Genomic DNA, 24,595 nt, shown 5'->3' with positions numbered 1-24,595 from the left:
ATGTATGCCTTCAAGGACGACCTCAACACCGAGTTGACCTCGATCAAGGACGCCGGTCTCTACAAGGTGGAGCGCGAGCTCACCACCCCACAGTCCGCGCATGTCGGCACCACCACCGCTGACGCGTTGAACTTCTGCGCCAACAACTACCTCGGTTTGGCCGACCACCCCGAGGTCGTCAAAGTCGCCCAAGACGCAGTCAAAGAATGGGGCTTTGGTATGGCCTCAGTCCGGTTTATCTGCGGCACCCAGACCCAACACCGCGAGTTAGAACGGGCCTTGGCCGACTTCAGCGGCACCGAAGAAGCCATCCTGTTCTCCAGCTGTTTTGACGCCAACGGCGGAGTCTTTGAGGTGCTCTTCAGCGCAGAGGACGCAATCATCAGCGATGCGCTCAACCACGCCTCCATCATCGACGGCATCCGACTGTCTAAGGCCAAGCGCTTCCGCTACGCCAACCGCGATATGGCTGATCTGCGCAAGCAACCTGAAGCAGCCGATGATGCCGGTGCCCGCCGCAAGGTGATCGTCACCGACGGGGTCTTCTCGATGGATGGCTACTACGCCCCGCTCGAAGAGATCTGCGACTTGGCCGACGAGTTCGGCGCGATGGTCTTGGTCGATGACTCCACGCCGTTGGATTTGTTGGCGACAACGGACGCGGCACCCACGAGCACTGCGGCGTCATTGACCGCGTCGACATCGTCACCGGCACCCTTGGCAAGGCCCTCGGTGGCGCCAGCGGTGGCTATGTGGCTGCGCACGCCGAGATCGTGGACCTGTTGCGTCAGCGTGCCCGTCCCTACCTCTTCTCCAACGCTGTGGCCCTTCGGTGGTCGCTGGCTCGCTGAAGGCGCTCGAGATCGCCCGAGAGGCATCCGAGCCCCGTGAGCAACTGAAGCGCAACACGGAGATGTTCCGCCGCCTGATGGGCGAAGCAGGCTTCGACATGTTGGAAGGCAGCCACCCGATCGCGCCGGTGATGTTCCCGGGTGAAGACGGCGCTCGGCACGCGACCGCAGTGGCCGACGCCATGTTGGAGCGCGGCGTCTACGTGATTCCGTTCAGCTTCCCCGTGGTCCCGCGTGGTCAGGCGCGCATCCGCGTGCAACTGTCTGCCGCGCATACCGAAGCAGATGTGCAGGCCTGCGTGGACGCGTTCATCGCCTCACGGGATGCCGTCATGACCTCCTAAAATCTTCCTATGAGCGGCTTGGGCCATTCATAGGAAACACATAGCCCCGATTGGCTAGATAGTTCCAACGCACCAAACACCAATCGGGAGTCATCGTGGGAACTACGTATCTGATCGCCATCGACCTAGTCGCCGTCAGCATCCTGACGTTCGGCCTGTACTTCCCCAGGCACCGCCGGCGGGACTTGGTCGTGGCCTTCCTCGGGGTCAACGTCGGAGTCCTGGCGGTGGCCACCATGCTGGGCAGTAGCGACATCGGCGCCGGTCTGGGCCTGGGCCTCTTCGGAGTGCTGTCCATCATCCGACTGCGCAGCGACGAGATCGCCCAACACGAGGTCGCCTACTACTTCGCCGCGCTGGCCCTGGGCCTCATCGCGGGCTTGAGCACGACGCCGACAATCCTGGGCACCTCGCTGATGGCCCTGGTGCTCTTGGCTCTCTTTGCCGGTGATCACCCCCGGCTCTTCGGCAGCTATCGCCAACAGTTGATCCAACTAGACGTCGCCATCACTGACGAAAAGGCTCTCGAAGCCCACCTGGCGCAGATGCTGCACGCCGACATTCGCAAGGCCAGCGTCAAGAACCTCAACCTGGTCAACGACACCACGCTGGTCGAGGTGCGCTACCAAGTCACGAGCAACGCACCTGCAGCGAGCCTGCCCACCACCTTGGTGGCCCGCCGATGACCACAATCACCCGCCCCGAGTCCGCGATGGCATCCTTCACCCCCATCAGTTTGGAAGACCTGGTCGCTCGCGCCAGCCTCCTGACCCGCGTAGACCGCAAGTACGTCCTCACGCTCGACACCCTGACCACCCTGCTCGACGATCTGGCAGACCAGAGCGACGCTGCAGTCCTGACGATGAATGGCCAGCAGGACTTCGGCTACGAATCGGTCTACTTCGACACCCCCGACCTGGCGAGCTACCGAGGCGCGGCCCACAGCCGCCGACGCCGCTTCAAAGTGCGCACCCGCACTTACCTGGACACTCAGGATGCCTACCTTGAGGTCAAAACTCGCGGCAGCCGCAGCGCGACCGTTAAAGAACGCATCCCGTATGCGGTGGCAGACCGCGAGCGCCTGACCACCGAGGGCATCGCCTACGCCAATCAGGCCCTAGCCGAGGCGGGCATCCGCCACGTTGACCCGGCCACGATGAAGCCAGTCATGTCGACTCATTACACCCGCAAGACGCTCTTTATCCCGAGCAGCCAAAGCCGGGCCACGATCGACACCAACCTGGTGTGGACCTCTGGGAGCCGCGAAATGCGCCGTCCCGAAATGGCCATCGTCGAGACCAAGTCGGGCCAACGCGCCGGCGAAGTTGACCGGCTGCTCTGGAGCCACGGTCACCGCCCAGCACAAATCTCCAAATACGCGACAGGCATGGCCGCGCTCAACCCAGACCTGACCGCCAACAAGTGGCACCGCGTGCTGACGCGCGACTTCTAACCAGCCCCCTCCCTCTCCCTCATAGCCCAACTTCGAAAGGCTCCATCATGAAGACCAACCGCCTCGCCGCCCTCCTGACCAGCTCGGCCCTCACCGCCACCCTGGCTCTGTCTGGCTGCTCGATCGGCGCATCAGCCACCGATGCCGCCTCAACCAGCGAAAGCGCAGCTGCAACCGCGACGGCCACCTCTGGATCGACGACCGCTGAAGAAGTGCTGGCAGCCAACCAAGAACTCCACAAGATCGACGACGCCCTTGACTACACCGAGGCCGACGTCATCGACATCACCTTGGACGGCGACACCATCACCACAAGCAACGACGACGGCATCACGATCGACGGATCCACCGTCACGATCACGGCGGCCGGCACCTACCGCCTCAGCGGAGAACTTACCGACGGCCAAGTCAACGTCAACTCAACCGAAGAGGGCACGGTGCGCTTGGTCCTCGCGGACGCTGACCTGACCAGCACGACCACCTCGCCGCTGGTGATCACCGAGGCCGACAACGCCACGGTGGTGCTCGCTGATGGCAGCCCCAACAGCCTGACCGACACCTCCAGCTATGCGGAGGACGACGAAGCGGGCGCGGCTCTCGACAGCTCAGCTGACCTAACCATCGCTGGCACCGGCTCTCTGAGCGTCAACGGCAACGGTAACGACGGCATCAACTCCTCAGATGGCCTGGTGATCTTGGACGGTGACATCACCATCAACGCGGCCGACGACGGCATCCGCGGCAAGGACTACTTGGTAGTGCAGGGTGGAAACATCGGCATCACTGCCGGTGGCGATGGCCTCAAGGCTGACAACGAAGAAGAGGCCGAGCGCGGGTTTATCGCACTCTCAGGCGGCAGCGTCTCGATCGCCGCGGCTGGCGATGGAGTTCAGGCCTACACCGATGCCATCATCAACGGCGCCGAGGTGGACATCACCGCTGGCGGCGGTTCCGCTGAGGCCATCGCAGACGCCTCCACCAAGGGCATCAAGAGTGGGGCGCTCACCCTGATCGAGTCAGGAACGGTCACGGTTGACGCCTCTGACGACGCGATTCACAGCGACCTCGAGGTGCAGATCACCGGCGGGGACACCACCGGCGCAACTGGCGATGACGGGGTGCACGCGGATGAGGCCATCTTGGTCACTGGCGGCAACGTGGTGATCAGCACTTCCTACGAGGCCATGGAGAGCGCCTATGTGACCATCGCGGGCGGCGAGGTCGACCTCACCGGCACGGATGACGGCATCAACGCCTCCGTCGGCAGCGCCACCGAGGACAGTTCAGCCCAAAACACTGCAGCGGCTGAGGGTGGCGCGCCTGCCGATGGTGGCCCTGCAGGCGCCGCACAGGGCACAGACACTGATGCAACTGCTGGAGGTATGCCGCCAGCCCGGGGCCAGGGTGGGGATGCCGGGGCGCTCCGGTTGATGTTGTCGAGGATGCTGCCATCACCATCAGCGGAGGCACCTTGACCGTGAACTCCGATGGCGACGGCTGGACTCCAACGGCACCATGTCGATCAGCGGTGGCGCCACCACGGTCTATGGCCCGACCACCAACTGGCAGGGCGCCCTTGACTCCAACGGCACCTTCACCATCTCCGGCGGCGACTTGCTGGCTGTCGGTAGCGCGGGAATGGTGATCAACCCCGAGGTTGACTCGCAGCAGGGCTGGTTCTCGCTCAACCTTGTTGACGTCATTCCGACGGACACCGAGATCGAGTTGCAAGAAAGCAATGGCTCGACGCTCAACACCTTCTCGACGATCAAGGACACCCAGAACGTCACTTTCTCCTCAGCAGACGTCAGTGCGGGTGAGACCTACACGGTGGTGATCGACGGTGAGAGCTTCGACGTGACCGCTGGCGAAACTCCAGAGGCAACGGCAGCCGACGGCCCCGGCTCGGTGCAGCAGCCCTGAGCGATTAGCTCGGCTATAACCACCTGATCTGCGGAAGGCTCGAAAGAGCCCTCCGCAGATCAGAGCCATCAACAGCAACGCAGCCGGGTAGCCCCAGGTCCAGGACAGCCCCGGCATGTAGGTGAAGTTCATCCCGAAAATGCCGGCAACCAAGGTCGGGACTGCGGCGATGGCGACCCAGGCACTGATCTTGCGCATGGCCTCGTTTTGCTCGACCCCCACTTGGGCCAGGTGCGCGTTGAGCACATCAGTTAGCAGCGCGTCATAGGAGTCCACGTGGTCAACCACCTGAATCAGGTGATCGGCGACATCCCGAAAACGCAAAGACATGTCCTCAGACATATCTGCTTCGGCCTTTTGACCCAACACTTCGATGTAACTCAGCAAGGGTGCCGCTGCCCGCTTGAACTCCAGGACTTCGCGCTTCAGCAGATAGATCGTCGAGGAACGGGCTGGTTTACCGCTGCCAAAGACAGCGGCCTCAATATCCGTGAGGTCTTGCAACACCTCACGGTCGATAGCCCGATAAGTATCAACAATCGCGTCAAGGACCGCGTGAAAGACCACCACTGGCCCCGACTCCCCCGTCAGCGTGTGTTGCTCCTCTGGTCGCTTGCGCACTCCCTCCAGGGGCGCCGCCTCGCCACGCCGGACCGTCACCACAAAGTGCTGGCCGATGAACATCATGATCTCGCCAGTCTCAATGTCCGAGGTGGCCTCGACATACCTGAGCGTCTTGAGCACCGCAAAGAACGTGTCGTCGTAGTGCTCAATCTTCACTCGCTGATGGCCATTGATGGCATCTTCGACAGCGAGGGGTGCAACCCCAACTGCGCGCGGACACGCTCAAACTCCGCGTCAGTGGGGTCTTTCATACCAATCCAGACGAAGCCGTTGCCGCTATCAGCGTGCGCCGCGGCCAACGCCAACGGCAGGTCGTCGCACGGTATGCGACGACCTTCGCGATAGACGGCTTGATCGACAATCATGAATCGGCAGTCTCGCTCCCGGCGGTTCTTAGCTCAGTCGCCCTGGTAGAACAGGCGGCGCGCGAGGCCCAGGACGATTGCTGTCCCTGCGAGTCCCGCCAGACCATAGGCGACCAGATCCATCCGGAACTCGCCGTTCTCGTCTTTGGTCTTGGCGTCGACCTTGCCTTGCAACGATGCGAGGCCACGGCGCCTGAGTTCGCCCGGGCTAACTCGGAACGTCAACTCATCAACGGTGCGGGCCAGTCGCTCCCGAGTTGCGGCCAGGTCAGCCTCGATTTCCTTCTCGGAACGTGGCTTCTGCTTGTTGGCCATTTTCTGGCTTCCTTCCGGTGGTGAAACGAGGTCTGGTTGGAGATGAGTGCAGTCGACTGAGACGATAACGCAGTTAGCCACACACTGACTCTTTGGAGGTCTGCATGTCACGTCTGGAACCAGGGCAAAAGGCGCCCGAATGGACCCTGAAGGATTCCACGGGCCAGCAAGTTTCGCTAAGCGACTTTGAAGACCGCAAGGTCATCATCTATTTCTACCCCGCCGCGATGACTCCCGGGTGCACGACACAGGCAAATGACTTCCGCGATAACTACGACGTCTTCACCAAGAAGGGCTATGCCGTCCTGGGCATCTCCCCTGATGACACGACGAAGTTGGCTCGCTTCGTCGAGCGCGAAGAGATCAACTTTCCCGTGCTCTCCGACCCGGAGAAGTCAGTCTTGGTGGCTTACGGCGCTTATGGCGAAAAGAACCTTTACGGCAAGACCATCACCGGAGTCATTCGCTCCACGGTTGTTATTGATGGCAATGGCGTCGTGACTCTGGCCAAGTACAACGTGCGCGCTACTGGTCACGTCGCATCGCTGGCCAAGCAACTTAATATCGAGCTGGACTAGCGAGCGGCCGGGAACCTCGACTCGAGGCGCCCTCACTCGCTAGGAGTCGACCCGGTGTCGGGTTCGACGGCTGATCTTGTAGCCCGCCTTGCGGCGTCGGTACTCCTGCTGCACGTCGCGTTCGGCTTGATCCGGCGGGCGGCGGAACCGGCGCACGCTGTAAAACACCAAGACAATGGCAAAAATCGCAGACGCGATGATGCTGTAGCCGGTGCCCGCGCCGCCGACGAGCCACAGTGACTCAGGGGCAGGCCACCAGCCCGGCACGGGCGGCTTAAGCACAAAGAGCCAGCCGACTGACCCCACAACCAGGGCACTGAGGACACTGACCGCCACCCGTGGCCAGGTCTTTACGCCTTCACGAGCGCCCGCATACGCACGCACTTTGATGGGGACGAGTTGGCGCTCAGCCCAGTCGTATTGCTGCGAGAGCACAACAAGCCCCGCCACGATAGTGAGCAAGCCGGGCCCGGGCAGCACTAAAGCAGCAATCCCCACCAGGACGAGGGTCCACCCCAGGACCTCTAAACCTGTCCGCCGGACCACTCCGACCAAGGCAGTGCGTTTGCTCACATCTTCAGCATGTCACGAAGTGCTGCAAAGTTGCTGGGCGGGGATGATCTACCATCGGTACTCGAGCGCTCGTGGTGGAATTGGCAGACACGCAGGATTTAGGTTCCTGTGCCTTCGGGTGTGCGGGTTCAAGTCCCGCCGAGCGCACACAGCAGACCTTAAACTCGGGTATGCGCTGGCACCGATGAGTTGGTCCCTTCGCTATTGCCGAGGTGGTCGGAGGGGCTGGCGAGTTCTGGTCTGCGAGCAGCCCGCATACCGTTAAAGATCACAGCGACTTCAGCAGCCTCGTGCACCAAGACCACCCGGCCAACCCCAGGACGCCAAAGAGCGCAAGCGGAAAAGCACCACGATGATCGCCAGAGCCAGCGCAATGTTGATCGTCAGAATCCGTCGCCCGCGTCGGGCGTGAGCCAGGGCTTCGGGGATCAAGCGCAGGTCATGACCAGTAAAGGCGATATCTGCGGATTCGACGGCCGCGGCAGCACCGCTTGCCTCGATAGCGATACCGACAGTGGCGGTGGCCAGCGCGGGGCGTCGTTAATCCCATCACCCACCATGGCGACCGGCCCCGCCATCTTGAGCTCAGCGATCACCGCCGCTTTGTCTGCGGGCAACTGCTCCGCCCGCACATCGTCGATGCCCGCCGCGTGGGCCAACGCATGCGCCGTCCTGGCATTGTCGCCGGTCAGCATCAAGGTGGCGATCCCCGCTCGGCTTAAGAGCCGCAATAGCCTCCGCTGCTTCAGGCCGCAGGTCGTCGCGCACCCCGACCAATCCAGCGACCTCGCTGTTGCCTCCACGACCACCACAGTCATCCCTGCGGAAGCCATCGCTCGAGCTTCACCAATGAGGTGGCCGGGCTCAATCCACCGGATGCTGCCCACGCGGACCAGATGCTCACCCACCTGCCCGCGCATACCAAAACCTGCTTCCTCGGTGATGTCGCGGGCCGCTGGCAGATGATCGGCTGCGGCGCAGATGGCCGCTGCGAGGGGATGTCTGCTGGAGCTCTCAATCGCCGCAGCCAACGCCAACAACTCTTGCTCGGAAAACGCCCGCTCGTGACCACCTGAGCGACTTGAGGGTCATTGCGAGTCAGGGTTCCTGTTTTGTCGAACGCAACGGTCTCAATGGTGCCGAACTGCTCAAAGGCGGCTCCCGACTTGATCACGATGCCAAGTTTGGACGCTGACCCAATGCCGCTAATCACTGTCACCGGCACGGCGATCGCCAGCGCGCAGGAGACGCTGCAACGAGCACCACCAACGCACGCTCTGTCCACGTCGCCGGGTCCCCCACGATGATGCCAAAGAGGGCGACTGCAGTCCCAGCAATGAGGACAATCGGGACCAAGGGGCGCGCGATGCGGTCGGCGAGCCTAGCGCGCTCGCCCTTCTTGGCGTGGGCCTGCTCAACGAGAGCCACGATCTGCGTCAGCGAGTTGTTGTGGCCATCGGCTCGCGCTTGCACCAGCAGCGTGCCCGACCCGTTGACGGCACCCGCTGGCACCTCTGACCCAACGCCCACATCAACCGGAATGGACTCTCCCGTGACCGATGAGGCGTCCAAGCAGATCGGCCTTCCAGGACGACGCCATCCGTGGCAAGCCGTTCGCCTGCGCCCACGCGCAGGACATCCAACTGACGGATGTCTGCCACTGCGACGACCGAGTCGCGACCGTTTTTCACCACCCGGGCTGTCTGCGGGATCAGCGACAACAGAGCTCGCAGACCTTCTTGGCCCGGTCCATGGCTCGATCCTCCAGAGCTTCGGCCAGAGAAAAGAGAGGCCAGTGCGGCAGCCTCGCCAACATGGCCCAGCAAGACAGCGCCAACTGCGGCCAGAGTCATCAGGAAACCGACGCCCACTTTGCCGCGGATCAGGAGTTTGAGCGCCATGGGGACAAAGGTTGCTGCGCCGACCAGCAGCGCGATCGTGTGAGCGGCTAGCGCCACGCTGTCGAGACCGCCCCAGCCAAGAAGCCACCCAGCGACTAAGAAAATCCCAGAAATAGCAGAGGGCAACAGCGCAGAGTCTCGCCACCAGAGCGGACGGGCAGGCGCAACCTCACTAGCGGGCGAATCATCGGCAACGGAGCCACAGCATTCGTCGCTCACTGCAGAACCCCTGTCCCGTCACAGCAGCCCGGCACAGCGCATTCGGATTGGACACACCCAGCGCCCTGATCGACGGCCAGGGTCGCGTTAAGCAAGGCCACCAGCGCAGCAGCGATATGCGGGTCGGCAATCTCGTAGCGAGTCTGCCGGCCTTCAGGCTCAGCAACGACGATTCCGCACCCACGCAGGCACGCCAAGTGATTGGACACATTCGTCCGGGACAGCTCTAACGCCCGCGCCAATTGAGCGGGATACCCCGGCTCTTGCAACAGCGAAAGCAAGATTCGCGAGCGGGTTGGGTCGGCCATGGCGCGGCCTAACCGATTCATGGCGTCAAGGCGAGAGGAAATGGTCAGCACATACTGACCATACACTCACGGCTGACCTATCAAGGTTGACCCGCTAGCTCAGGAGATGCCCAGCCCCATCCCCCGCCAAGAAGTGCGAATCGCATTAATGTGCCCTGTTCGCATGGCTGAACACGCGATCCGAGCGCAAAAGAGCGAATCGCGCTTTACGACGGCGCCAGCAAAAGCGCCTCATTAGTTAGCTTTGGCGGCAACGACCCCAGCCGTGTCGATCCCCGGGCGCAGAACCTTCCAACTGCGACCCCATGAGCGCACTTCGGCTTGCACGGCATCGGCTACATCGCTGCGCACGAGGGCCAGCACCGTGGGGCCCGCTCCCGAGATCACTGCTGCGTGGCCAAGTCCGCGCAACGCGTCGACGGCGGCCATTGAGGCCGGATAAGCAGCTCGCCGCGGCTCCTGGTGCAGCCAGTCACAGGTCGCGTCCCAGAGCAGGTCCGGATCCTGCGTCATGGCGTGCACCAAGAGAGCAGACCGCCCGGCCTGCCGCACTGCGTCGCCATGATTAACCAACGGCGCCAGCGCAGCCCTAGCCGTGCTCGTGGACAGCCGGTCCCCGGAGGGCACCAACACCACTGGCTCAATCTGCGGGTGCACCTGGAGTTGCGCGGTCCGCACGACATCCGCTGAGGGCTGCCAGCTCACGGTCATCCCGCCATAAACGCTGGCGGAAGAGTTATCCGGGTGGCCCTCCCACAGGCCAGCATGGGTGTTGATCAGCGAGCGTTCGGCCTCGGTGAGCTCACCGTCACCAGCTAGCGCAAAGCCCAAGCTCAGACCGCCGACGATGGCCGTCGCTGACGAACCCATGCCCGCTGACATGGGAATCACGTTGTAGCAATCCAGTCGCAAGCCAAGGCCATGCGTCGCCAACTCCGGGAGCCAGCCGACACCGCTGAGCGCCAGGCCCTGTTTGAGGGTTCGTGCAACTAAGTGCGACTCATCGCGACGCAGCCCCTGAGCGCCTTCACCGTGCAACTCAACCTGCAGCCCAGGCGTTGCTGTGACGGAGACCGAGTATTCGTCACGGACCGCTAAAGCCAACCCAATGCTGTCGAAGCCAGGGCCAAGGTTGGCCGAACTCGCCGGCGCCCCCACCGCCACGGAACGGCCAACACGCCACTCACTGACCGGGTCAGTTGTTGTCATGGGCCGAGTGTTGGGCGTTTCACTCATCAAGCCCGAGTGCCTGCGCCGCGCTGACCGCGTCGATGGACACCTTGGTGGGCTCCACATCTGCGCCATCAGCAGTCTTCAAAGCCCACTGAGGGTCTTTGAGCCCGTGGCCGGTCACCGTGCAGACAATGGTCGCCCCGGCGGGCACCTGGCCTGCCTGGGCCATCTTCAACAAACCAGCAACCGAAGCGGCTGAGGCTGGTTCGACGAAGATGCCCTCACGCGAGGAAAGCAGCCGGTGCGCGTGCAAGATTTCGGTGTCGGTCACGGCGTCGATGACTCCGCCAGACTCATCACGAGCATCAAGGGCTTGCTGCCAGGAGGCAGGGTTGCCGATCCGAATAGCAGTCGCGATGGTCTCAGGGTCATCAACCGGGTGCCCCTTGACGATGGGCGAGGCACCTTCGGCCTGGAAGCCCCACATCTTTGGTCGGTGCCTCGCCGGGCCAGGCATTGCCGAGTCGGTGGTGTATTCGGTGTAGCCCTTCCAATACGCGGTGATGTTGCCAGCGTTACCGACCGGGAGACAGTGAATGTCGGGGGCATCGCCCAATTCGTCGACGATCTCAAACGAGGCCGTCTTTTGGCCTTCAATGCGTGCCGGGTTCACCGAGTTCACCAGTTCAACTGGGTAGGACTCGGCCAATTGCAGGGCCAGCGTTAGGCAATCGTCAAAGTTGCCAGCAACCTGCAGCAAGGTCGCCCCGCCAGCGATCGCCTGCGATAGCTTGCCCATCGCGATCTTGCCCTCCGGGACCAAGACGCCACACTTCATACCCGCCTTGGTGGCGTATGCCGCGGCGCTGGCACTGGTGTTGCCGGTGCTCGCGCAGATCACCGCCTTAGCGCCCTTGCGGGCCGCGTCAGACATGGCCGTCGTCATCCCGCGGTCCTTGAAGGAGCCAGTGGGGTTCAAGCCTTCGTACTTGATGTGCACGTTGGCACCAACAAGTTCCGAGAGGTGCTCAGCTGGGATGAGCGGAGTGCCGCCTTCGCGCAGGGTGATCACGTGCGAGGTCAGAGTCGATGGCAAGCGATCGGCGTATTCGCGGATCACGCCGCGCCACTGGTGAGCCATGAGATTCCTTCGGTACAGGGTGAAACGAACGGATGAACTTAGGGCGTTGCGGGCAAGAGTCTGGACACATCGTCGGCCAGCGCCCGGAATGCAGCTCCCCGGTGGGAGATCGCATGCTTCTCAGGAGAAGAATACTCGGCGAGCGAGCGGCCATCAGGCATCAGCAACAGGGTCGTAGCCAAAGCCGCCGTCGCCGCGGGGGGCCGGAGCAATGTGCCGCGGGCCTGCCCTCACGGACAACCTCCGTGCCGTCGGGCAAGACCAAAGCCGCCGCGCAAACGAACCGCGCAGCCCGGTGTTCATCAGGCACATCGGCAAGTTGGGCGAGCAACAAAGCGTTGTTGTTGGCGTCGTCACCATGCGTGCCTGACCAGCGAGCGCTAAAGATCCCCGGCTGCCGCCAAGCACATCCACTGCCAGACCAGAGTCATCAGCAAGCGCGGGCAGGCCCGTCGCTTGGGCTGTGGCTCGCGCCTTGAGCAGCGCGTTCTGCGCAAACGTGACTCCGGACTCGACAACGTCAGCAAGCTCAAACTCGCCCACGCCCACAAGTTCGCGGCAGGTGCTAGCCAAAACGTCGCTCAGGATATCGGCCAACTCACCGACCTTGTGCTCGTTGCGGGTGGCCAGAATGATTCGACGGTCCGTCACAGGTTGGCTCCTGCAGCGTGAGCATCACTGCCACCCATGTCATCTGCGCCGAACGATGCAGCCTGTCGGGCGATGAGCTCAGCACACCCGGCCTGACCAAGGTCAAGAAGTTGGTCCAGCAGTGCGCGGTCAAACGGGACACCTTCAGCGGTGCCTTGCACCTCAACAAACCGTCCGTCGCCGGTCATCACGACGTTCATGTCGGTTTCGGCGGTTGAGTCTTCGGGATAGTCGAGGTCCAACACTGGCTGACCCTTAACCACACCGACGCTGATGGCCGCTACTTCGCCGGTGATCGGCTGCGCTTTGGCGTCGATCCACCCGCGCTCACGAGCAGTCTCAACCGCATCGACCAAGGCCACGTATGCGCCGGTGATGGCGGCTGTGCGAGTGCCGCCATCGGCCTGCAACACGTCGCAGTCCAGTGCAGAGTGTTTTCGCCAAGCGCCGACAGGTCTACGACGGCGCGCAGGCTTCGACCGATCAGCCGCGAGATCTCGTGGGTGCGGCCACCGATTTTGCCCTTAACTGACTCACGACCGCTGCGGGTGTTCGTGGCCCGCGGAAGCATCGCATACTCGGCGGTGGTCCAGCCCTTGCCACTCCCCCGGCGCCACGGCGGGACACCTTGCGTGAAGGAAGCCGCGCACAACACCCGTGTCTTGCCAAACTCAATTAACACGCTGCCTTCGGCGTGATCGAGCCAGTTGCGGGTGATGCGGACCTCGCGCAACTCGTCTGCGGCGCGACCGTCATGGCGGGGTTGGGGCGCTGAAGTCATGCCCCAGCCCAGGTGTTAGCGCAAGAGCCAGGAGACGCTGACGTTGACGCTGTGCCAACCTGTTGCACCGCTGGGGGCTGGTGGCGCAGTTTCGAGGTTTGCGTCTCACCGTCGGCGTTGGTGGCTCGCACCGTGATGGTGTGATCACCCGACGTGGCCTCCCACGGCAGGGTCCACTGACGCCATGAGTCGATGCTGGGCTCAGAAGCGAGATCGGCTTCTTGCCACTCGCCATCGTCGACCTTAACCTCGACCTTGTCGATACCGGTGTGCTGATCCCACGCGACACCCGCGATCGGGGTCGTGCCCGCGGCGACGTTGGCGCCACTGCGCGGCACGTCAATGCGCGAAGCCGTCTTGATTGGCCCCAGCGCCGTCCACCCGCGCGGGGTCCAATAGCCCTCGTCATCGGCAAAGGTGGTGACCTTCATGTCAACAACCCACTTAGTAGCCGACACATAGCCATAAAGGCCGGGCACAACCATCCGCACCGGGAAGCCGTGCTGCGCGGGCAACGGCTCGCCATTCATCCACACCGCGAGGAGTGAATTGCGGTCATCGGTGAGGGCCTCAATCGGGGTGCCTGCGGTCCAGCCGTCAATGCTGGTCGACAGCACCATGTCGGCTCCGTCTTGCACGCCCGCACGAGCCAACAGCTCGCGGATTGGCCAACCAGTGAACACCGCGTTGCCGATCAACTCGCCGCCGACCGTGTTGGAGACACAGGTCAACGTGGTCAACGATTGGATCATCTCTTGGTCAAGCAACTCGTCAAAGGAGATCTCTACTTCGTTTTCGACCATCCCGTGCACCCGCAGCGTCCACGTTGCCGGATCGACCTGTGGCACCGAGAGCGCGGTGTCGATGCGGTAAAAGTTGTCGTTCGGGCTGATGTAGGAGGCTAATCCGTCAATGCCCAGGTCGGCATCTGCGGGGACGGTGACCGGGTTAGCAGCTGTGGGGCCACCGATAGCTTCGCGGGCGACTCGCACCGCTTGCTGGGCCTGATCTTGCATGCGGCCCCACACCAGTGCGGCACCACCCACGATGCTGAGGCCAGCGCCAGCCGCGACAACACCACGGCGGCTTGGGGCTTGAGGGTCATAGGCCGCGACCCGAGCATTCTCTGAGGCTCGCCCCATCGCCGCCAGCACCATCAGGCCAACAAGTGTCCCCACGATGGTGGGCACCATGTCGAGGGCTACCGAGCCTGGCCGGGTGAGCACAGCGGCGCTGCCAATGGCTCCAACAATCGCGAACAAGATCAAACCGAGGGTGCGGAACCGCGAGGCAATCTCGCCCAAAACGGCGCAAGCCACCAGGAGCGTCAGGCCCATCCCGACAAAGAGGGCAATCTTGTCGTTAGTGCCAAACGTCTCGATCGCAAAGTCCTTAAGCCACGACGGCGTGCGGTCGACGAATGCGCCTCCCACCGCGAGCAACGGCGAGGGCGTGCCCGCTGTGCCTTGTGTGCGAGTCAGGAGGACGGCGCCAATTTCTGCGACGCCGAGAGTCATTGCACCGGCGGCGATACCACCAAGGGGTGCTGCTAGTCGTGAAGCCATGCTCCTAGTCTCCCATCGACTACCTCAACGAGTCCTAACGAAACTATGACGGGCTGTCGATCAGATAGACGTGGTTAGGCTCGGCAACCTCAACCTCACCTGGCCACACTTCGGCCGCTTCGGCGCGGCATACGTCAGGATTGGTCCAGGGCGGAATGTGGGTGAGCATCAGCCTTTGCACCCTCCCGCTGCCACCGCCGCCTGCGCCGCGCGCCGGCCGCTCAAATGCACGCCAGATGCCGATTCACGCCCCTCAACAAACGCACTATCGGCCAACACGAGGTCGGCGTCAGCCATCAGCGGTGACAACTCAGGGCAGGTGTCCGTGTCGCCGGTGTAGGCCACTGTGGCCCCGGCACAACTCACCCGGTAGCCAAATGCCGTGACTGGGTGATTGACCAGGATGGGCAGCAGGCTGAAGGGACCAACCCTGAACTCCTGTCGACAGGACACCGCACGAACATCGAAGGCGTCCTCGACCGGCTTCGCCGAATCCACCCCTGCGCCCGCGCCAGCCGCTCTGCTGTGCCGCTTGGACCGTAAACGGGCAACCGCCCCGAGGGTTGCATGACGGGGTGATGCGTCCACATGACGTGCAGACCGGTCAGATCAAGGCAGTGGTCGGGATGCAAGTGCGAAAGAACGGCAGCATCCAGGGTCAGCGGGTCCATGTGGCGCTGCAACCCGCCGAGTGCTCCGCTACCGAGATCTAGGACGATCTGCCAGCACCGTCCGTCCTGCTCCGCCCGGAGCAGATAACAACTGGCCGGACTGTCTGGGCCAGCGACCGAGCCGGAGCACCCGATGACAGTAAGTTCCATTACTCCCCGGCCGCCCGACATACGCCCGACCGACGTGTTCCACCTCGGGCCCAAGAACCGCCGCGCCAACGGAGTGAAACCGTGTGGATCACCGGTGGTTAAGAACTGATGGGTCGGTGCGGGCAAGTCCATTGAACGCAGATCATCGGCGTCCGTCAGCACCCGAAATAGCTCGGCCGCCGTAGCAGCCGCCGAACTCACGAGGTTGACCTGATCGCCCAACACGTAAGACAAGGCTTGCGTCAGCAGAGGGTAGTGCGTGCAGCCCAAGATCAGCGCATCAATGCCGGCGTCCTGCAGCGGAGACAAATACTCGCGGGCCGCTGCAATGACTTCCGGCCCACTGGTGATGCCGGCTTCGACAAACTCGACAAATCGAGGGCACGGCTGACTAAACACCTGCACGTAAGGTGGCGCCGCCGCGAAGGCGTCAATGTAGGCGCGTGACTGGTGCGTCGCCACGGTCGAGATAACGCCGACGCGGCCGGTGTGCGTCACTGCCATGGCCCGCCGGACGGCCGGTCGTATCACTTCGATGACCAGGGCGTCGTAGCGCTCGCGGGCATCTGCCAGCATCGCGGCCGACGCTGAGTTGCAGGCGATGACCAGCGCTTTGACTCCGTGCTCGACCAGCCGATCGAGGCACTCCAGCGAATACCGACGGACCTCAGCAATGGGCCGCGGTCCATATGGCGCGCGAGCGGTGTCGCCCATATAGAGGACGGCCTCATGCGGCAGTTGATCCAGCACTTCGCGGGCCACGGTGAGCCCGCCGAAGCCGGAGTCAAAGATGCCGATCGGGTTGTCAGTCACAGTCGATGAGCATAGTGGCGGACGCCGACAGTCGTTCTCAGCTCAACTCAGTCGTCTGAGGCGTTCACAAAGGGTTGCTGAAGGAGCCGATTCCCTCGACTTCGATCTCAACTCGAGACCCGGAGGCAACTGCCCCAACGCCTGCAGGCGTCCCCGTGAGGATGACGTCGCCAGGCAGCAGGGTGAAGGCCGCAGAGACATACTCAATCAACTCGCCGATGCCGAAGATCAAGTCAGCGGTTGAGCCGTCTTGGCGGATCTCGCCGTCCACCCGTGAGATCACGCGCAGGTCTGAAACATCCAGGTCAGTCTCGATCCAGGGGCCGAGCGGGTTAAACGTGTCCATCCCCTTGGCACGAGCCCACTGGCCGTCGCCGCGCTGCAGATCACGAGCGGTGACGTCGTTTGCAGCGGTGTAGCCAAAGATGACCGAAGCTGCTTCTTCTGCCTTGACGTCCTTGCACAGGCGGCCAATCACCACTGCGAGCTCTGCCTCATACGAAACTTCAGTGGTGAAGTTAGGCATGATCACTGGGTCATCCGGGCCGGCGATTGACGTGTTCGGCATCAGGAACACCAGTGGCTCCTCGGGAGCCTCGCCAGCCATCTCAGCGATGTGATCCGCGAAGTTCTTGCCGATACCGATCACCTTGGAGCGGGGAATGACCGGTGCCAACAACCGAACTTCGTCGACCAGGTGAGTCGCTCCGGTGAGCTCAATTTTGGTGTAGAGCGGATCTCCGGTGATCTCAGCGATCTTGGCGCCCGCGCCATCGACAAGTCCGAACATGGGGTCTTCGCCCGTGGTGAATCGACAAATACGCATGCTCCTAACCCTACGCCGGACCTGCCCCGCGTCGGGCCGGACGTGGTTCAGTCCGCTGAGCGACATCACGCACAATGGATAGCGTGATTGTCCTGCAACCTGACGAGTGGCTACCCCGTGCTGCCGCTCATCGAGCGTGTCGAATCCCTGACCGCGGGGCGGCGCGAGCGCAAGAGCCGGGGCGAGAAGCACCCGGTCGACGACTTTCTGTTTGAGTATTACCGGCACCGCCCGAGTGGTCTGGCACGCTGGCATCCCGGCGTCGGCGTTGGATTAGTCGATGCTCCTGAGCACGAGCAGTGGCGGGGATATGCCACGACCGATGGCGTGACTTCACTCCACGTGCCTGACTTTGTGGAACGGCGCGGTGCCACCGTCGACTTCGTTCGCGCGCTGCTGGCCTCAACGCTTGAGCGCACCGCGGCGTTCAGTTGCTTCGGCTTGCACGAATGGGCGATGGTCTACGGCCTGGACGAGTCGGCGGTACGCCACGAAGACTGGCCTTTGCGCCTCGGCAGCGCTGGCACCGATGCCGTCGTCGAAGCCCATCAGATCTCATGCTCGCACTACGACGCCTACCGGTTCTTCACTCCCCAGCCGAATCGCTCAACCAACTCAGGCCTGCCCGTGACACGATGCCAGCGTTTGAGCAGTCCGGCTGCCTGCACGCCGGGATGGACATCTATAAGTGGTGCTTCAAGCTTGCCCCGTTGGTCCCCAGTGATCTGACCTTGGACGCCTTCAAACTGGCCCGCCGCATCCGGGAAATGGATATGCGAGCCGCACCGTATGACCTGAGCTCGCTTGGGTACGAACCGGTCCGGATCGAAACCCCGGAAGGCAAGGCCGAGTATGTCGCAGCACAACGCGTCTTCACCCGCGAGGGGAACCTGCTGCGCCAGCGACTACTCGCAGTGCTAAGGGCACCTGCACTCGCTCATTCGCTAGTGGGCTGATCAGCCTCGCTCGTCTCATCGGCTGCGTCGCTTGACGCCACGGATTCGTTGGCGAGTGGCGCCAACGCCGGGACCTTTTCAAACGGCGCGTCAGGCAGTTCAGCCTGGGCACCAGGCACCGGCTCGAGGGTGAAAAATTCCTGATTGAGAGTGGCCTCGACCATCCGGACTGGATAAACGTTTCCAACGCTCACACCCGTGGCCAAGGAGTCTGCACGGCCGCCAGATATTCCGTGCAGATCTCATCGCCACACCAATCCGACGGCTCGGGCTGCACGACCTCAATCGGATTGCCATCCTGGTCAAACAGCTGCAAGTTCGAGACTGGGACGCCCTGTGCGTCGTAGCCAAAGATATTGGAAATCGGCTCACCGTCCTGTGCCAACCCCGGGAAACCAAGATATTGATCCTGCTCGTAGTAATAATCGTCACGATCCACGCTCAGTAGCGCCGGGATGGCCAGGACCACGAGCACGTTCCCTACCACGATCATTGGCTTCAGGCCTGGGAAATGCCACCGCTCCCGGCCCCATTGGACGCTCACGATCAAGAGGGCCAGGAAGAAGATTGCCCGGACAGCCTCGTTACCACTCGGCCCGAGCAAAAGGCCCACGACCCCAGCGTAAACGGCCCACGCGCGGATCACCCACCAAGCGGGGCGGAGCGCGCTCACGAACCCACCAAGGCCATCAATGACCGGGTTGGCCCGGAGCCCGGCGAAGCCCCGACGGAGATCTTCGAACAAGCTGCTGGACTTGCTCCCTGCGAAGCCAGGCAACCCAGCGGCCGACCGCAACTCCGACGCATACCCAGCCGGGTCTGAAATGTCTGCGGTCGCGCCATCTTCTGCGGCGGCAATCAGGTCGCCTTCAAGCCTTCGGTGAGCTCATTCACCACGTCTTCAGGCAGGTCGGTAGGGACTCCCGAACTTGGCTGGCAAAGGCTGCAATCTGCGCGGGTTCGGTCTGGGTGTTCATGCCGCTTCCTCCTTCAATAGGTCTGTCATGGTTTGGGCAAATGACGCCCAGGTGACGCGTTGGTCAGCTAACATCGACCGCCCGGCATCCGTGATTCCGTAGTATTTGCGGTGGGGGCCCTCATCAGAGGGCACCACGTATGACGTCAGCGCGCCGGTCGCGTACAACCGACGGAGAGTTCCGTAGACCGAGGCCTCACCCACGCCTTCCAGCCCGCCAGCCCGAAGCCGCCGAACCACGTCGTAGCCATAGCCGTCCTCGGCTTGCACTACCGCCAAGACAGCCACATCGAGAACTCCTTTGAGGAGTTGCGTCGCATCCATGCGCTGAACAGTACTACGCAATGCGCATTACCGACTATAGTCTGCGGAAGCGTGTCTTGGCGGGCTTTTCTTAAACCAATGCTTCAGTGGACACGACGGTCGCGAACTCGCCATGCAGATTCGTCGCGGTGATCCGCGCCAATTCATCGGCGGTCACGTTGTCACCTTCGGGCGTCGCCCGATCAAAAGTATGCGTGGCGTCGAGAACGAAACTGACGTCATACCCCAAATTGCCGCCAACCCTGGCGGTGGTCTCGCAGCAGTGGTTCGTCGTGATCCCACAAATCACTACCTGGGTGAGTCCACGCGAGCCGAGCCACTCATCCAAGTTTGGCTCTCCGTGAAAGCTGCTGTTGACCGACTTGGTCACCAAGACATCGCCGACCCCGTCGAGGAAGGGCAGCAACTGATGACCTTTGCTGTTCGGATGCAGCGGCGATTGTTGCGCCGACCCCAAAAGTCGAGATCGGCGAAGCCGCGCTGGACGTCGACGACGACCAGCGCGGGAGCCTCAGACAAGCTGGTGCAGCCAGCCGTGGGTGTCTTCCTTGCGTCCGTACTGAATGTCGAGGAGTGCCTGACGCAGCGCCAAAGCCACGTCGCCACCCGTTTCTTGGTTGCCCATCGTTATCTGACCTTCGCGCCAGACGAGTTTGCCAACTGGTGTGATGACGGCGGCGGTGCCACAGGCAAAGACTTCGGTGATGTCGCCGTTGGACACGCCCTCTCGCCACTCTTCTAGCGAGAACTTGCGCTCAATCACTTCGTGGCCAGCGTCCCGAGCCAATGAGATCACCGAGTCGCGGGTGACGCCCTCAAGAATGGTGCCGCTCAACTCAGGTGTGACGATGCTGCCGTCCCGATAGACGAAGAAAAGGTTCATGCCACCGAGTTCTTCAACCCACTTGTTTTCGATGGCATCGAGGAAGACCACCTGGTCGCAACCGTTGCGCTGGCCTTCAGCCATCGGGTTCAACGACGCGGCATAGTTGCCGCCGCATTTCGCTGCACCCGTGCCGCCTGGGGCTGCACGTGTGTAGTCCTCCGAGAGCCAAATGCTGACCGGCTTCAGTCCGCTGGCGAAGTAGGGGCCAGCGGGCGAGGCAATCACCATGTAGGCAGCGCTCTTGCTGGGGCGCACGCCGAGACCGACCTCCGTAGCGATCATGAAGGGGCGCAGGTAGAGGCTCGCTTCGCCACCATCAGCCACTGGGACCCACTTGATCGAGTGTGACCAACTCGGTGATGCCGCCCAAGAAGACCTCGTTGGGGACCCCGGGCAGCGCCAGGCGGGCAGCACTGCGGCGGAACCGGTCTGCGTTTTGCTCGGGGCGGAAGGTCCAGATGCTGCCGTCTTCGTGGCGGTAGGCCTTCATACCCTCAAAGATTTCTTGCCCATAGTGGAAAACCGAGCAGGCCGGATCCATTTGGATGGGACCGTAGGCGGTGATTTCGCCATCGTGCCAACCCTGCTCGGCATCCCAGTCGATGCGAGCCATGTGATCGGTGAACACTGCGCCAAAGGCAGGCTTGGCATGAACCTCAGCGATGCGCTCGCTCGTGGCCCGGTTCTCACTGGGGTTAATCGAGAACTTGCTCGTGTCTTGCACGGTCCAACTCCTTGATGGCGCCATTCTGAATCTCAATCGCGATCGCCGTCGCGGTCGAGTCCTGAGGATCTCCTGATCACGGTATCGCTTGCCGCGACGGCAAGCGGGCTATCACAAGCGGGCGGTGTGCACGTGTGTCAGTGTCGCCGTGCCAGCAACGATGGCCTGCCAAGGGCGGTCAATGTCCATTGCCGCGAGGGTCGAGGTGGCAAACCCACGGTTGAAGCGGTCGACGGCCTTCTGATCGGAGGCATCAGGGTCAACGACCTGCGGGATGAGATCGGGAATGCCTGGCGAGTGCCCGATCAGCAACACCGTGTGAGTGTCATCGGCTACGTCACTGAGCACATCGTGCAATCGCTCAGGGCTTGCGTCATAAATACGTGGCTCGTCGACAACATCGATCTCTGCGACCTTCACGTCTAGCGAAGCAAGCCCCTCGCTAATCGCCTCCCACGTCTGCTGGGCGCGCACTGCGGTCGAGACCAAGACCACCTGTGGCTGCAAGTCGTGCTCAATGAGCCACGCTGCTGCCGCCCGAGCATCTGTCTTGCCACGCGGCATCAGCGCACGGTCAAAGTCGGTGTGGCCATGCGAGGGCACGGGCTCAGCTTTTGCGTGGCGCATCAGCACCAACTTGCGGTGATCCATCACTTCTCCTGCTCAGGGGGTCAAACTCCAACAGCCACGGTATGCGGTAGCTCGCCATATTGCCCAAAGGCGGTCAGTTGTGATCGCACGAAACGCAACATCCGAGGCGCCAGCGCTGGCGTATCGCTGCCAACGTGTGGGCTGATCAGCACCCCAGGCGCACTCCAGAGGGAATGCCCCTCTGGCAACGGCTCAGGTGCTGTGACATCGGCAGCCAGGCGCAGCCGGCCCGCTTGCAACTGCGGTAGAAGCGCTTCGGTGTCCACTAGCCCACCGCGCCCAACGTTCACGATCAAGGCGCCATCTGGCAGGGCTGCCATCAGGTCAGCGTCCACAAGGTGCCGGGTCGCCTTGGTCAGCGGGACTGCGAGCGCCAACACATCGGCATCGGCAACCAACCCGCGCAAATCTGAGACACCATGCACCTGATCGACGAGGTCATCACCGGCCCGTGGCCTCGACGCAACGGCAACAACGTCTGCTTCGGCTGCTTTCAGCCGAGCCGCCAATGCTCGGCCAATCCCGCCATACCCAACAATGACGACGCGGGCGTCGGCCACTGAACGGTATTGATTGGGGGCCAGCCACTGCCCGCAGTCACCAGCTCGCACAAACTCCGGAATCCCGCGCTGCGAGGCGAGCATCAGCGTTAACGCCAGCTCAGCGGTGGCAGTGTCATGCACGCCCACCGCATTCGACAGGGTCACGCCTGCTGGGATGTACTTCACCGCACTGTCATGTCCAGCAGAGCCGATCTGCACAGCCTTCAGGGCGGGCAACTCATCGAGTCGCTTGATCCAGGGTGCACGGTGGCTTGGAATCATCACTAACTCGATATCGTCCCGAGGCGGGGATTCCTGCATGTCCCAGGTGAGGATCTCTACTCCATCGATGGGCCCGACAGCGTCGGCAAGGTCAGAGGGCAGACTCACAAAGCGCATGGGCACAACTTACCGGCCGCCGTTGCGCACCTGCGTGGCCCCCGAAGCGACCCTGAGTACGATGGCTGCGTGGCCGAAAAAGACACCCACCCACAAGCCGCTGAGGCACAAGGCGACACCTGCGGATGTGCGCCCAGCAGTGCCGGGTTTGGGCCAGGCGAGGCTCCTCCCGCCCCCTCGGGAGGACGGCGGGAGACTGGCGTCGGCGGACACCTGATCGAGCAAGCGGTCATCCCCGGCGGCACATTCACGATGGGTGACTCCTCGGGCGCCCAGAATTTCGGCGACGGCGAATCCCCTTGCACCAGGTGCACGTGGACGGCTTCTCGATCGACACGACCACGGTCACCAACGCCGCCTTCGCCGCGTTCGTGGAGGCCACCGGCTATCGCACTGAAGCCGAAGTTTTTGGCTTTTCCGCGGTCTTCCACCTCGCCTTCGACGCCGACCCAAGCGATGTTGTCGGTCAGCCGCCGCAGACCCCGTGGTGGCTTGGCGTGCTGGGCTCTGACTGGCGTCACCCGGGTGGGAAGAAGTCTTCGATCGTCGGGCTTGAGGATCACCCGGTGGTGCACGTGAGCTGGAATGATGCCCGGGCCTACTACGAATGGGCCGGGCGCCGGCTACCCAGCGAAGCGGAGTGGGAGTATGCGTCGCGCGGCGGGCTCGATAGCGCTAAGTATCCGTGGGGCGAGGAAGAGCCAGCCGCTCATTCGGAATGGCCCATCAACATTTGGCAAGGCAGCTTCCTCGCAGCAACACGCTGGAAGACGGCTACCTGAGCACTGCACCAGCCAAGAGCTATCCAGCCAACGGCTATGGCCTCTGGCAGACAGTCGGCAATGTCTGGGAGTGGTGCTCCGACTGGTATGACCCCACTTACTATCGGTCCTCGCCAGCAGAGAACCCGCAAGGACCGACATCAGGGCAGGCACGAGTCATGCGCGGCGGCAGTTTCCTCTGCCACATCTCGTACTGCAATCGCTACCGCAACTCAGCCCGCAGCCAAAACACCCCTGATTCGTCCATGGCCAACGCTGGATTTCGCACAGTCGCCCTCGCCTGAGCGCTTGAGCTCAAGCCACCGGCACCCCAAAGATTGAAGTGCTGAACGAAGCACCATTCAGATCGAGGTACATGTCGCGCTCGGTGATCGACAGCGTCATCACGTTCCTTCGCTCAACCGCAGTGACCACCTGATCGATAAAGGTCGGGTCGAAATAGTGCAGCACGATGTCTGATGCCTGGTGAATCCTCTCACCCGCCCACGCCGCTCGGACTTTGGTGGGATCTCGATGGGTGTAAATCGTGGTGCGCTCCGCCAGTTTGCTGGCGTGGTGCAACCGGGCCGCATCCGGTGCGCCGATTTCGATCCAGACTGTGAGCTTGCCGGTCAGGTCGCGCACCAGCACCGCGGGCTCATCCGCCAGGGATATCCCTTCACTAAAGACAATGCCCTCTTCAAACTCGAGGCAGTATGCGAGCAGCCGCGTCACCATATAGGCGGCGGTCTCCGAAGGGTGCCGGGCGACGCGCAGCTTCAAGTCCTCGTAAATGCCCCGATCGACGTCAGCCAGTTGCACCGCGAAGGTGTGAATTGTCGCTCCGAGTGCCATACCGCGGGAGCCTACGTGCTAAATCGACGCGGCACTGCCTGTCCTACGACAGCGCGTCCCCAAGTTGCCTCGACCAATCATCAGCAAGACAGCTCCGGCCAAGACCCACACCACACTGGCGGAACTGGGGTTTACCCCCAACGCGAGAAAAACGAATCCGATCAGGGCAAACGCAAGACTCTCGTTTCGACGGTTATCCATCGCCCACCCAAACCCTCTCCAGGCCTGCCAGCCTTCCAGACACCATACTCAGCCCTACCCGAGCGCGTAACCCTTTGACCAGCCAGATCCTGAGC

Annotated in this window: 29 protein-coding genes, 1 tRNA gene and 6 pseudogenes; 9 read left to right on the top strand and 27 right to left on the bottom strand. The window is 62.6% G+C overall.

Translation table 11 applies throughout. The features are described from left to right. The 4 genes and pseudogenes from L0A91_RS00975 to L0A91_RS00960 all read left to right on the top strand — a co-directional run bounded on the left by L0A91_RS00975 (position 1) and on the right by L0A91_RS00960 (position 4,123). Positions 1-1,195: pseudogene (locus tag L0A91_RS00975) on the top strand (glycine C-acetyltransferase). 95 nt (positions 1,196-1,290) lie between these two features. After that, positions 1,291-1,881: a DUF4956 domain-containing protein gene (locus tag L0A91_RS00970; protein WP_235245472.1), complete on the top strand. Its 591-nt coding sequence runs from the start codon at positions 1,291-1,293 to the stop codon at positions 1,879-1,881. Further along, the gene (locus tag L0A91_RS00965) at positions 1,878-2,648 is read left to right on the top strand and encodes a polyphosphate polymerase domain-containing protein (protein WP_235245471.1); all 771 of its coding nucleotides are present in this window, start codon (positions 1,878-1,880) and stop codon (positions 2,646-2,648) included. The genes L0A91_RS00970 and L0A91_RS00965 overlap by 4 nt, the downstream gene beginning before the upstream one ends. A gap of 47 nt (positions 2,649-2,695) precedes the next feature. Beyond that, positions 2,696-4,123, top strand: coding sequence for a carbohydrate-binding domain-containing protein (locus L0A91_RS00960; RefSeq protein WP_235245470.1), 1,428 nt, complete (start codon positions 2,696-2,698; stop codon positions 4,121-4,123). 322 nt (positions 4,124-4,445) lie between these two features. Here L0A91_RS00960 and L0A91_RS00950 read toward each other — a convergent pair whose 3' ends face one another. The 3 genes from L0A91_RS00950 to L0A91_RS00945 are packed head-to-tail and all read right to left on the bottom strand — an operon-like array spanning position 4,446 to position 5,875. Continuing rightward, positions 4,446-5,351: a magnesium and cobalt transport protein CorA gene (locus tag L0A91_RS00950; protein ID WP_311197914.1), complete on the bottom strand. Its 906-nt coding sequence runs from the start codon at positions 5,349-5,351 to the stop codon at positions 4,446-4,448. Continuing rightward, positions 5,348-5,560, bottom strand: a complete 213-nt coding sequence (locus L0A91_RS17950) for a hypothetical protein (RefSeq protein ID WP_311197913.1) — start codon at positions 5,558-5,560, stop codon at positions 5,348-5,350. Before L0A91_RS17950 ends, L0A91_RS00950 begins: the two co-directional genes overlap by 4 nt. A 33-nt stretch (positions 5,561-5,593) precedes the next feature. Continuing rightward, positions 5,594-5,875, bottom strand: coding sequence for a DUF3618 domain-containing protein (locus L0A91_RS00945; RefSeq protein WP_235245466.1), 282 nt, complete (start codon positions 5,873-5,875; stop codon positions 5,594-5,596). 104 nt (positions 5,876-5,979) lie between these two features. Between L0A91_RS00945 and bcp the strand changes: the two genes are divergently transcribed. After that, complete coding sequence (gene bcp, locus L0A91_RS00940) at positions 5,980-6,453, top strand: thioredoxin-dependent thiol peroxidase (RefSeq protein ID WP_235245465.1); 474 nt, start codon at positions 5,980-5,982, stop codon at positions 6,451-6,453. Positions 6,454-6,492: 39 nt separating this feature from the next. On the opposite strand, the gene L0A91_RS00935 is transcribed toward bcp, so the two are convergent. Then, positions 6,493-7,026, bottom strand: a complete 534-nt coding sequence (locus tag L0A91_RS00935) for a PGPGW domain-containing protein (protein ID WP_235245464.1) — start codon at positions 7,024-7,026, stop codon at positions 6,493-6,495. A gap of 65 nt (positions 7,027-7,091) precedes the next feature. Here L0A91_RS00935 and L0A91_RS00930 point away from each other — a divergent pair. Then, positions 7,092-7,173, top strand: a tRNA-Leu gene (locus L0A91_RS00930). An 11-nt stretch (positions 7,174-7,184) separates the two neighbouring features. Here L0A91_RS00930 and L0A91_RS00925 read toward each other — a convergent pair. From L0A91_RS00925 to L0A91_RS00865, 15 genes and pseudogenes are all read right to left on the bottom strand, one after another. Further along, on the bottom strand, positions 7,185-7,331 hold the full coding sequence (locus tag L0A91_RS00925; RefSeq protein ID WP_235245463.1) for a hypothetical protein: 147 nt from the start codon (positions 7,329-7,331) through the stop codon (positions 7,185-7,187). Between the two features lie 123 nt (positions 7,332-7,454). Beyond that, positions 7,455-8,057 carry an HAD family hydrolase gene (locus L0A91_RS00920; RefSeq protein ID WP_235245462.1) on the bottom strand — a complete coding sequence of 201 codons (603 nt, stop codon included), beginning with the start codon at positions 8,055-8,057 and terminating at the stop codon, positions 7,455-7,457. Positions 8,058-8,241: 184 nt separating this feature from the next. After that, positions 8,242-8,538: a hypothetical protein gene (locus tag L0A91_RS00915; protein ID WP_235245461.1), complete on the bottom strand. Its 297-nt coding sequence runs from the start codon at positions 8,536-8,538 to the stop codon at positions 8,242-8,244. Next, positions 8,463-9,146, bottom strand: a complete 684-nt coding sequence (locus tag L0A91_RS00910; RefSeq protein ID WP_235245460.1) for a hypothetical protein — start codon at positions 9,144-9,146, stop codon at positions 8,463-8,465. The genes L0A91_RS00915 and L0A91_RS00910 overlap by 76 nt, the downstream gene beginning before the upstream one ends. Beyond that, positions 9,143-9,505: a helix-turn-helix transcriptional regulator gene (locus tag L0A91_RS00905; protein WP_235245459.1), complete on the bottom strand. Its 363-nt coding sequence runs from the start codon at positions 9,503-9,505 to the stop codon at positions 9,143-9,145. The genes L0A91_RS00910 and L0A91_RS00905 overlap by 4 nt, the downstream gene beginning before the upstream one ends. Before the next feature lie 183 nt (positions 9,506-9,688). After that, positions 9,689-10,690 (bottom strand): homoserine kinase, encoded by a 1,002-nt coding sequence (locus L0A91_RS00900; RefSeq protein WP_235245458.1) that lies wholly within the window; start codon positions 10,688-10,690, stop codon positions 9,689-9,691. Then, on the bottom strand, positions 10,683-11,768 hold the full coding sequence (gene thrC, locus L0A91_RS00895) for a threonine synthase (RefSeq protein ID WP_235245457.1): 1,086 nt from the start codon (positions 11,766-11,768) through the stop codon (positions 10,683-10,685). The genes L0A91_RS00900 and thrC overlap by 8 nt, the downstream gene beginning before the upstream one ends. Before the next feature lie 131 nt (positions 11,769-11,899). Further along, a pseudogene (locus L0A91_RS00890) lies at positions 11,900-12,419 on the bottom strand (non-canonical purine NTP pyrophosphatase); the annotation flags it as partial. Then, a pseudogene (rph, locus tag L0A91_RS00885) lies at positions 12,416-13,200 on the bottom strand (ribonuclease PH). The pseudogenes rph and L0A91_RS00890, both read right to left, overlap by 4 nt. Then, positions 13,197-14,765 carry a molybdopterin-dependent oxidoreductase gene (locus L0A91_RS00880; RefSeq protein WP_311197912.1) on the bottom strand — a complete coding sequence of 523 codons (1,569 nt, stop codon included), beginning with the start codon at positions 14,763-14,765 and terminating at the stop codon, positions 13,197-13,199. The pseudogene rph and the gene L0A91_RS00880 overlap by 4 nt, the downstream one beginning before the upstream one ends. Before the next feature lie 43 nt (positions 14,766-14,808). Next, positions 14,809-14,934: a hypothetical protein gene (locus tag L0A91_RS17945; RefSeq protein WP_311197911.1), complete on the bottom strand. Its 126-nt coding sequence runs from the start codon at positions 14,932-14,934 to the stop codon at positions 14,809-14,811. Continuing rightward, complete coding sequence (locus L0A91_RS17940; protein WP_311197910.1) at positions 14,934-15,218, bottom strand: MBL fold metallo-hydrolase; 285 nt, start codon at positions 15,216-15,218, stop codon at positions 14,934-14,936. The genes L0A91_RS17945 and L0A91_RS17940 overlap by 1 nt, the downstream gene beginning before the upstream one ends. After that, a complete protein-coding gene (locus L0A91_RS17935; RefSeq protein ID WP_311198120.1) occupies positions 15,128-15,586 on the bottom strand; it encodes an MBL fold metallo-hydrolase in 459 nt (152 codons plus the stop codon). The genes L0A91_RS17940 and L0A91_RS17935 overlap by 91 nt, the downstream gene beginning before the upstream one ends. Positions 15,587-15,631: 45 nt before the next feature. Then, a pseudogene (gene murI, locus L0A91_RS00870) lies at positions 15,632-16,399 on the bottom strand (glutamate racemase); the annotation flags it as partial. A gap of 64 nt (positions 16,400-16,463) precedes the next feature. Next, complete coding sequence (locus L0A91_RS00865) at positions 16,464-17,225, bottom strand: fumarylacetoacetate hydrolase family protein (protein ID WP_235245456.1); 762 nt, start codon at positions 17,223-17,225, stop codon at positions 16,464-16,466. A 117-nt stretch (positions 17,226-17,342) separates the two neighbouring features. Between L0A91_RS00865 and L0A91_RS00860 the strand changes: the two genes are divergently transcribed. Then, a complete protein-coding gene (locus L0A91_RS00860; RefSeq protein ID WP_311197909.1) occupies positions 17,343-17,954 on the top strand; it encodes a hypothetical protein in 612 nt (203 codons plus the stop codon). Beyond that, a complete protein-coding gene (locus L0A91_RS17930; RefSeq protein WP_311197908.1) occupies positions 17,936-18,181 on the top strand; it encodes a hypothetical protein in 246 nt (81 codons plus the stop codon). Before L0A91_RS00860 ends, L0A91_RS17930 begins: the two co-directional genes overlap by 19 nt. Here L0A91_RS17930 and L0A91_RS00855 read toward each other — a convergent pair. From L0A91_RS00855 to L0A91_RS00825, 7 genes and pseudogenes are all read right to left on the bottom strand, one after another. Continuing rightward, positions 18,163-18,345 (bottom strand): hypothetical protein, encoded by a 183-nt coding sequence (locus tag L0A91_RS00855; protein ID WP_235245455.1) that lies wholly within the window; start codon positions 18,343-18,345, stop codon positions 18,163-18,165. The genes L0A91_RS17930 and L0A91_RS00855 overlap by 19 nt on opposite strands. A gap of 26 nt (positions 18,346-18,371) precedes the next feature. Next, complete coding sequence (locus L0A91_RS00850; RefSeq protein WP_235245454.1) at positions 18,372-18,926, bottom strand: hypothetical protein; 555 nt, start codon at positions 18,924-18,926, stop codon at positions 18,372-18,374. A 228-nt stretch (positions 18,927-19,154) separates the two neighbouring features. Then, a complete protein-coding gene (locus L0A91_RS00845) occupies positions 19,155-19,481 on the bottom strand; it encodes a PadR family transcriptional regulator (RefSeq protein ID WP_235245453.1) in 327 nt (108 codons plus the stop codon). 70 nt (positions 19,482-19,551) lie between these two features. After that, positions 19,552-19,887 carry an isochorismatase family protein gene (locus tag L0A91_RS00840; protein ID WP_235245451.1) on the bottom strand — a complete coding sequence of 112 codons (336 nt, stop codon included), beginning with the start codon at positions 19,885-19,887 and terminating at the stop codon, positions 19,552-19,554. A 105-nt stretch (positions 19,888-19,992) separates the two neighbouring features. Continuing rightward, positions 19,993-21,115: pseudogene (locus L0A91_RS00835) on the bottom strand (branched-chain amino acid aminotransferase). A gap of 87 nt (positions 21,116-21,202) precedes the next feature. After that, complete coding sequence (locus L0A91_RS00830; protein ID WP_235245450.1) at positions 21,203-21,742, bottom strand: histidine phosphatase family protein; 540 nt, start codon at positions 21,740-21,742, stop codon at positions 21,203-21,205. A gap of 20 nt (positions 21,743-21,762) precedes the next feature. Further along, complete coding sequence (locus tag L0A91_RS00825) at positions 21,763-22,683, bottom strand: NAD(P)-dependent oxidoreductase (protein WP_235245449.1); 921 nt, start codon at positions 22,681-22,683, stop codon at positions 21,763-21,765. A 308-nt stretch (positions 22,684-22,991) separates the two neighbouring features. Between L0A91_RS00825 and L0A91_RS00820 the strand changes: the two are divergent. Further along, positions 22,992-23,749: pseudogene (locus L0A91_RS00820) on the top strand (formylglycine-generating enzyme family protein). A 10-nt stretch (positions 23,750-23,759) separates the two neighbouring features. Here L0A91_RS00820 and L0A91_RS00815 read toward each other — a convergent pair. Further along, on the bottom strand, positions 23,760-24,299 hold the full coding sequence (locus L0A91_RS00815; protein WP_235245448.1) for a YaeQ family protein: 540 nt from the start codon (positions 24,297-24,299) through the stop codon (positions 23,760-23,762). Positions 24,300-24,595: the final 296 nt, after the last annotated feature.

The organism is Ornithinimicrobium sp. INDO-MA30-4, from assembly GCF_021535045.1.
Taxonomy (GTDB): Bacteria; Actinomycetota; Actinomycetes; order Actinomycetales; family Dermatophilaceae; genus Ornithinicoccus.
Note: the sequence above shows the minus strand (reverse complement) of the source record. Positions and strands in the feature narration are given on the sequence as shown.

What these genes read in the sequence shown, in the direction of transcription:
- L0A91_RS00965 (WP_235245471.1), top strand. Translation starts at nt 1,878, where the DNA reads ATGACCACAATCACCCGCCCCGAGTCCGCGATGGCATCCTTCACCCCC.
- L0A91_RS00960 (WP_235245470.1), top strand. Translation starts at nt 2,696, where the DNA reads ATGAAGACCAACCGCCTCGCCGCCCTCCTGACCAGCTCGGCCCTCACC.
- L0A91_RS17950 (WP_311197913.1), bottom strand. Translation starts at nt 5,560, where the DNA reads ATGATTGTCGATCAAGCCGTCTATCGCGAAGGTCGTCGCATACCGTGC.
- L0A91_RS00945 (WP_235245466.1), bottom strand. Translation starts at nt 5,875, where the DNA reads ATGGCCAACAAGCAGAAGCCACGTTCCGAGAAGGAAATCGAGGCTGAC.
- bcp (WP_235245465.1), top strand. Translation starts at nt 5,980, where the DNA reads ATGTCACGTCTGGAACCAGGGCAAAAGGCGCCCGAATGGACCCTGAAG.
- L0A91_RS00900 (WP_235245458.1), bottom strand. Translation starts at nt 10,690, where the DNA reads ATGAGTGAAACGCCCAACACTCGGCCCATGACAACAACTGACCCGGTC.
- thrC (WP_235245457.1), bottom strand. Translation starts at nt 11,768, where the DNA reads ATGGCTCACCAGTGGCGCGGCGTGATCCGCGAATACGCCGATCGCTTG.
- L0A91_RS00880 (WP_311197912.1), bottom strand. Translation starts at nt 14,765, where the DNA reads ATGGCTTCACGACTAGCAGCACCCCTTGGTGGTATCGCCGCCGGTGCA.
- L0A91_RS17945 (WP_311197911.1), bottom strand. Translation starts at nt 14,934, where the DNA reads ATGCTCACCCACATTCCGCCCTGGACCAATCCTGACGTATGCCGCGCC.
- L0A91_RS17935 (WP_311198120.1), bottom strand. Translation starts at nt 15,586, where the DNA reads ATGGAACTTACTGTCATCGGGTGCTCCGGCTCGGTCGCTGGCCCAGAC.
- L0A91_RS00865 (WP_235245456.1), bottom strand. Translation starts at nt 17,225, where the DNA reads ATGCGTATTTGTCGATTCACCACGGGCGAAGACCCCATGTTCGGACTT.
- L0A91_RS00855 (WP_235245455.1), bottom strand. Translation starts at nt 18,345, where the DNA reads ATGGTCGAGGCCACTCTCAATCAGGAATTTTTCACCCTCGAGCCGGTG.
- L0A91_RS00845 (WP_235245453.1), bottom strand. Translation starts at nt 19,481, where the DNA reads ATGGATGCGACGCAACTCCTCAAAGGAGTTCTCGATGTGGCTGTCTTG.
- L0A91_RS00830 (WP_235245450.1), bottom strand. Translation starts at nt 21,742, where the DNA reads ATGGATCACCGCAAGTTGGTGCTGATGCGCCACGCAAAAGCTGAGCCC.
- L0A91_RS00825 (WP_235245449.1), bottom strand. Translation starts at nt 22,683, where the DNA reads ATGCGCTTTGTGAGTCTGCCCTCTGACCTTGCCGACGCTGTCGGGCCC.
- L0A91_RS00815 (WP_235245448.1), bottom strand. Translation starts at nt 24,299, where the DNA reads ATGGCACTCGGAGCGACAATTCACACCTTCGCGGTGCAACTGGCTGAC.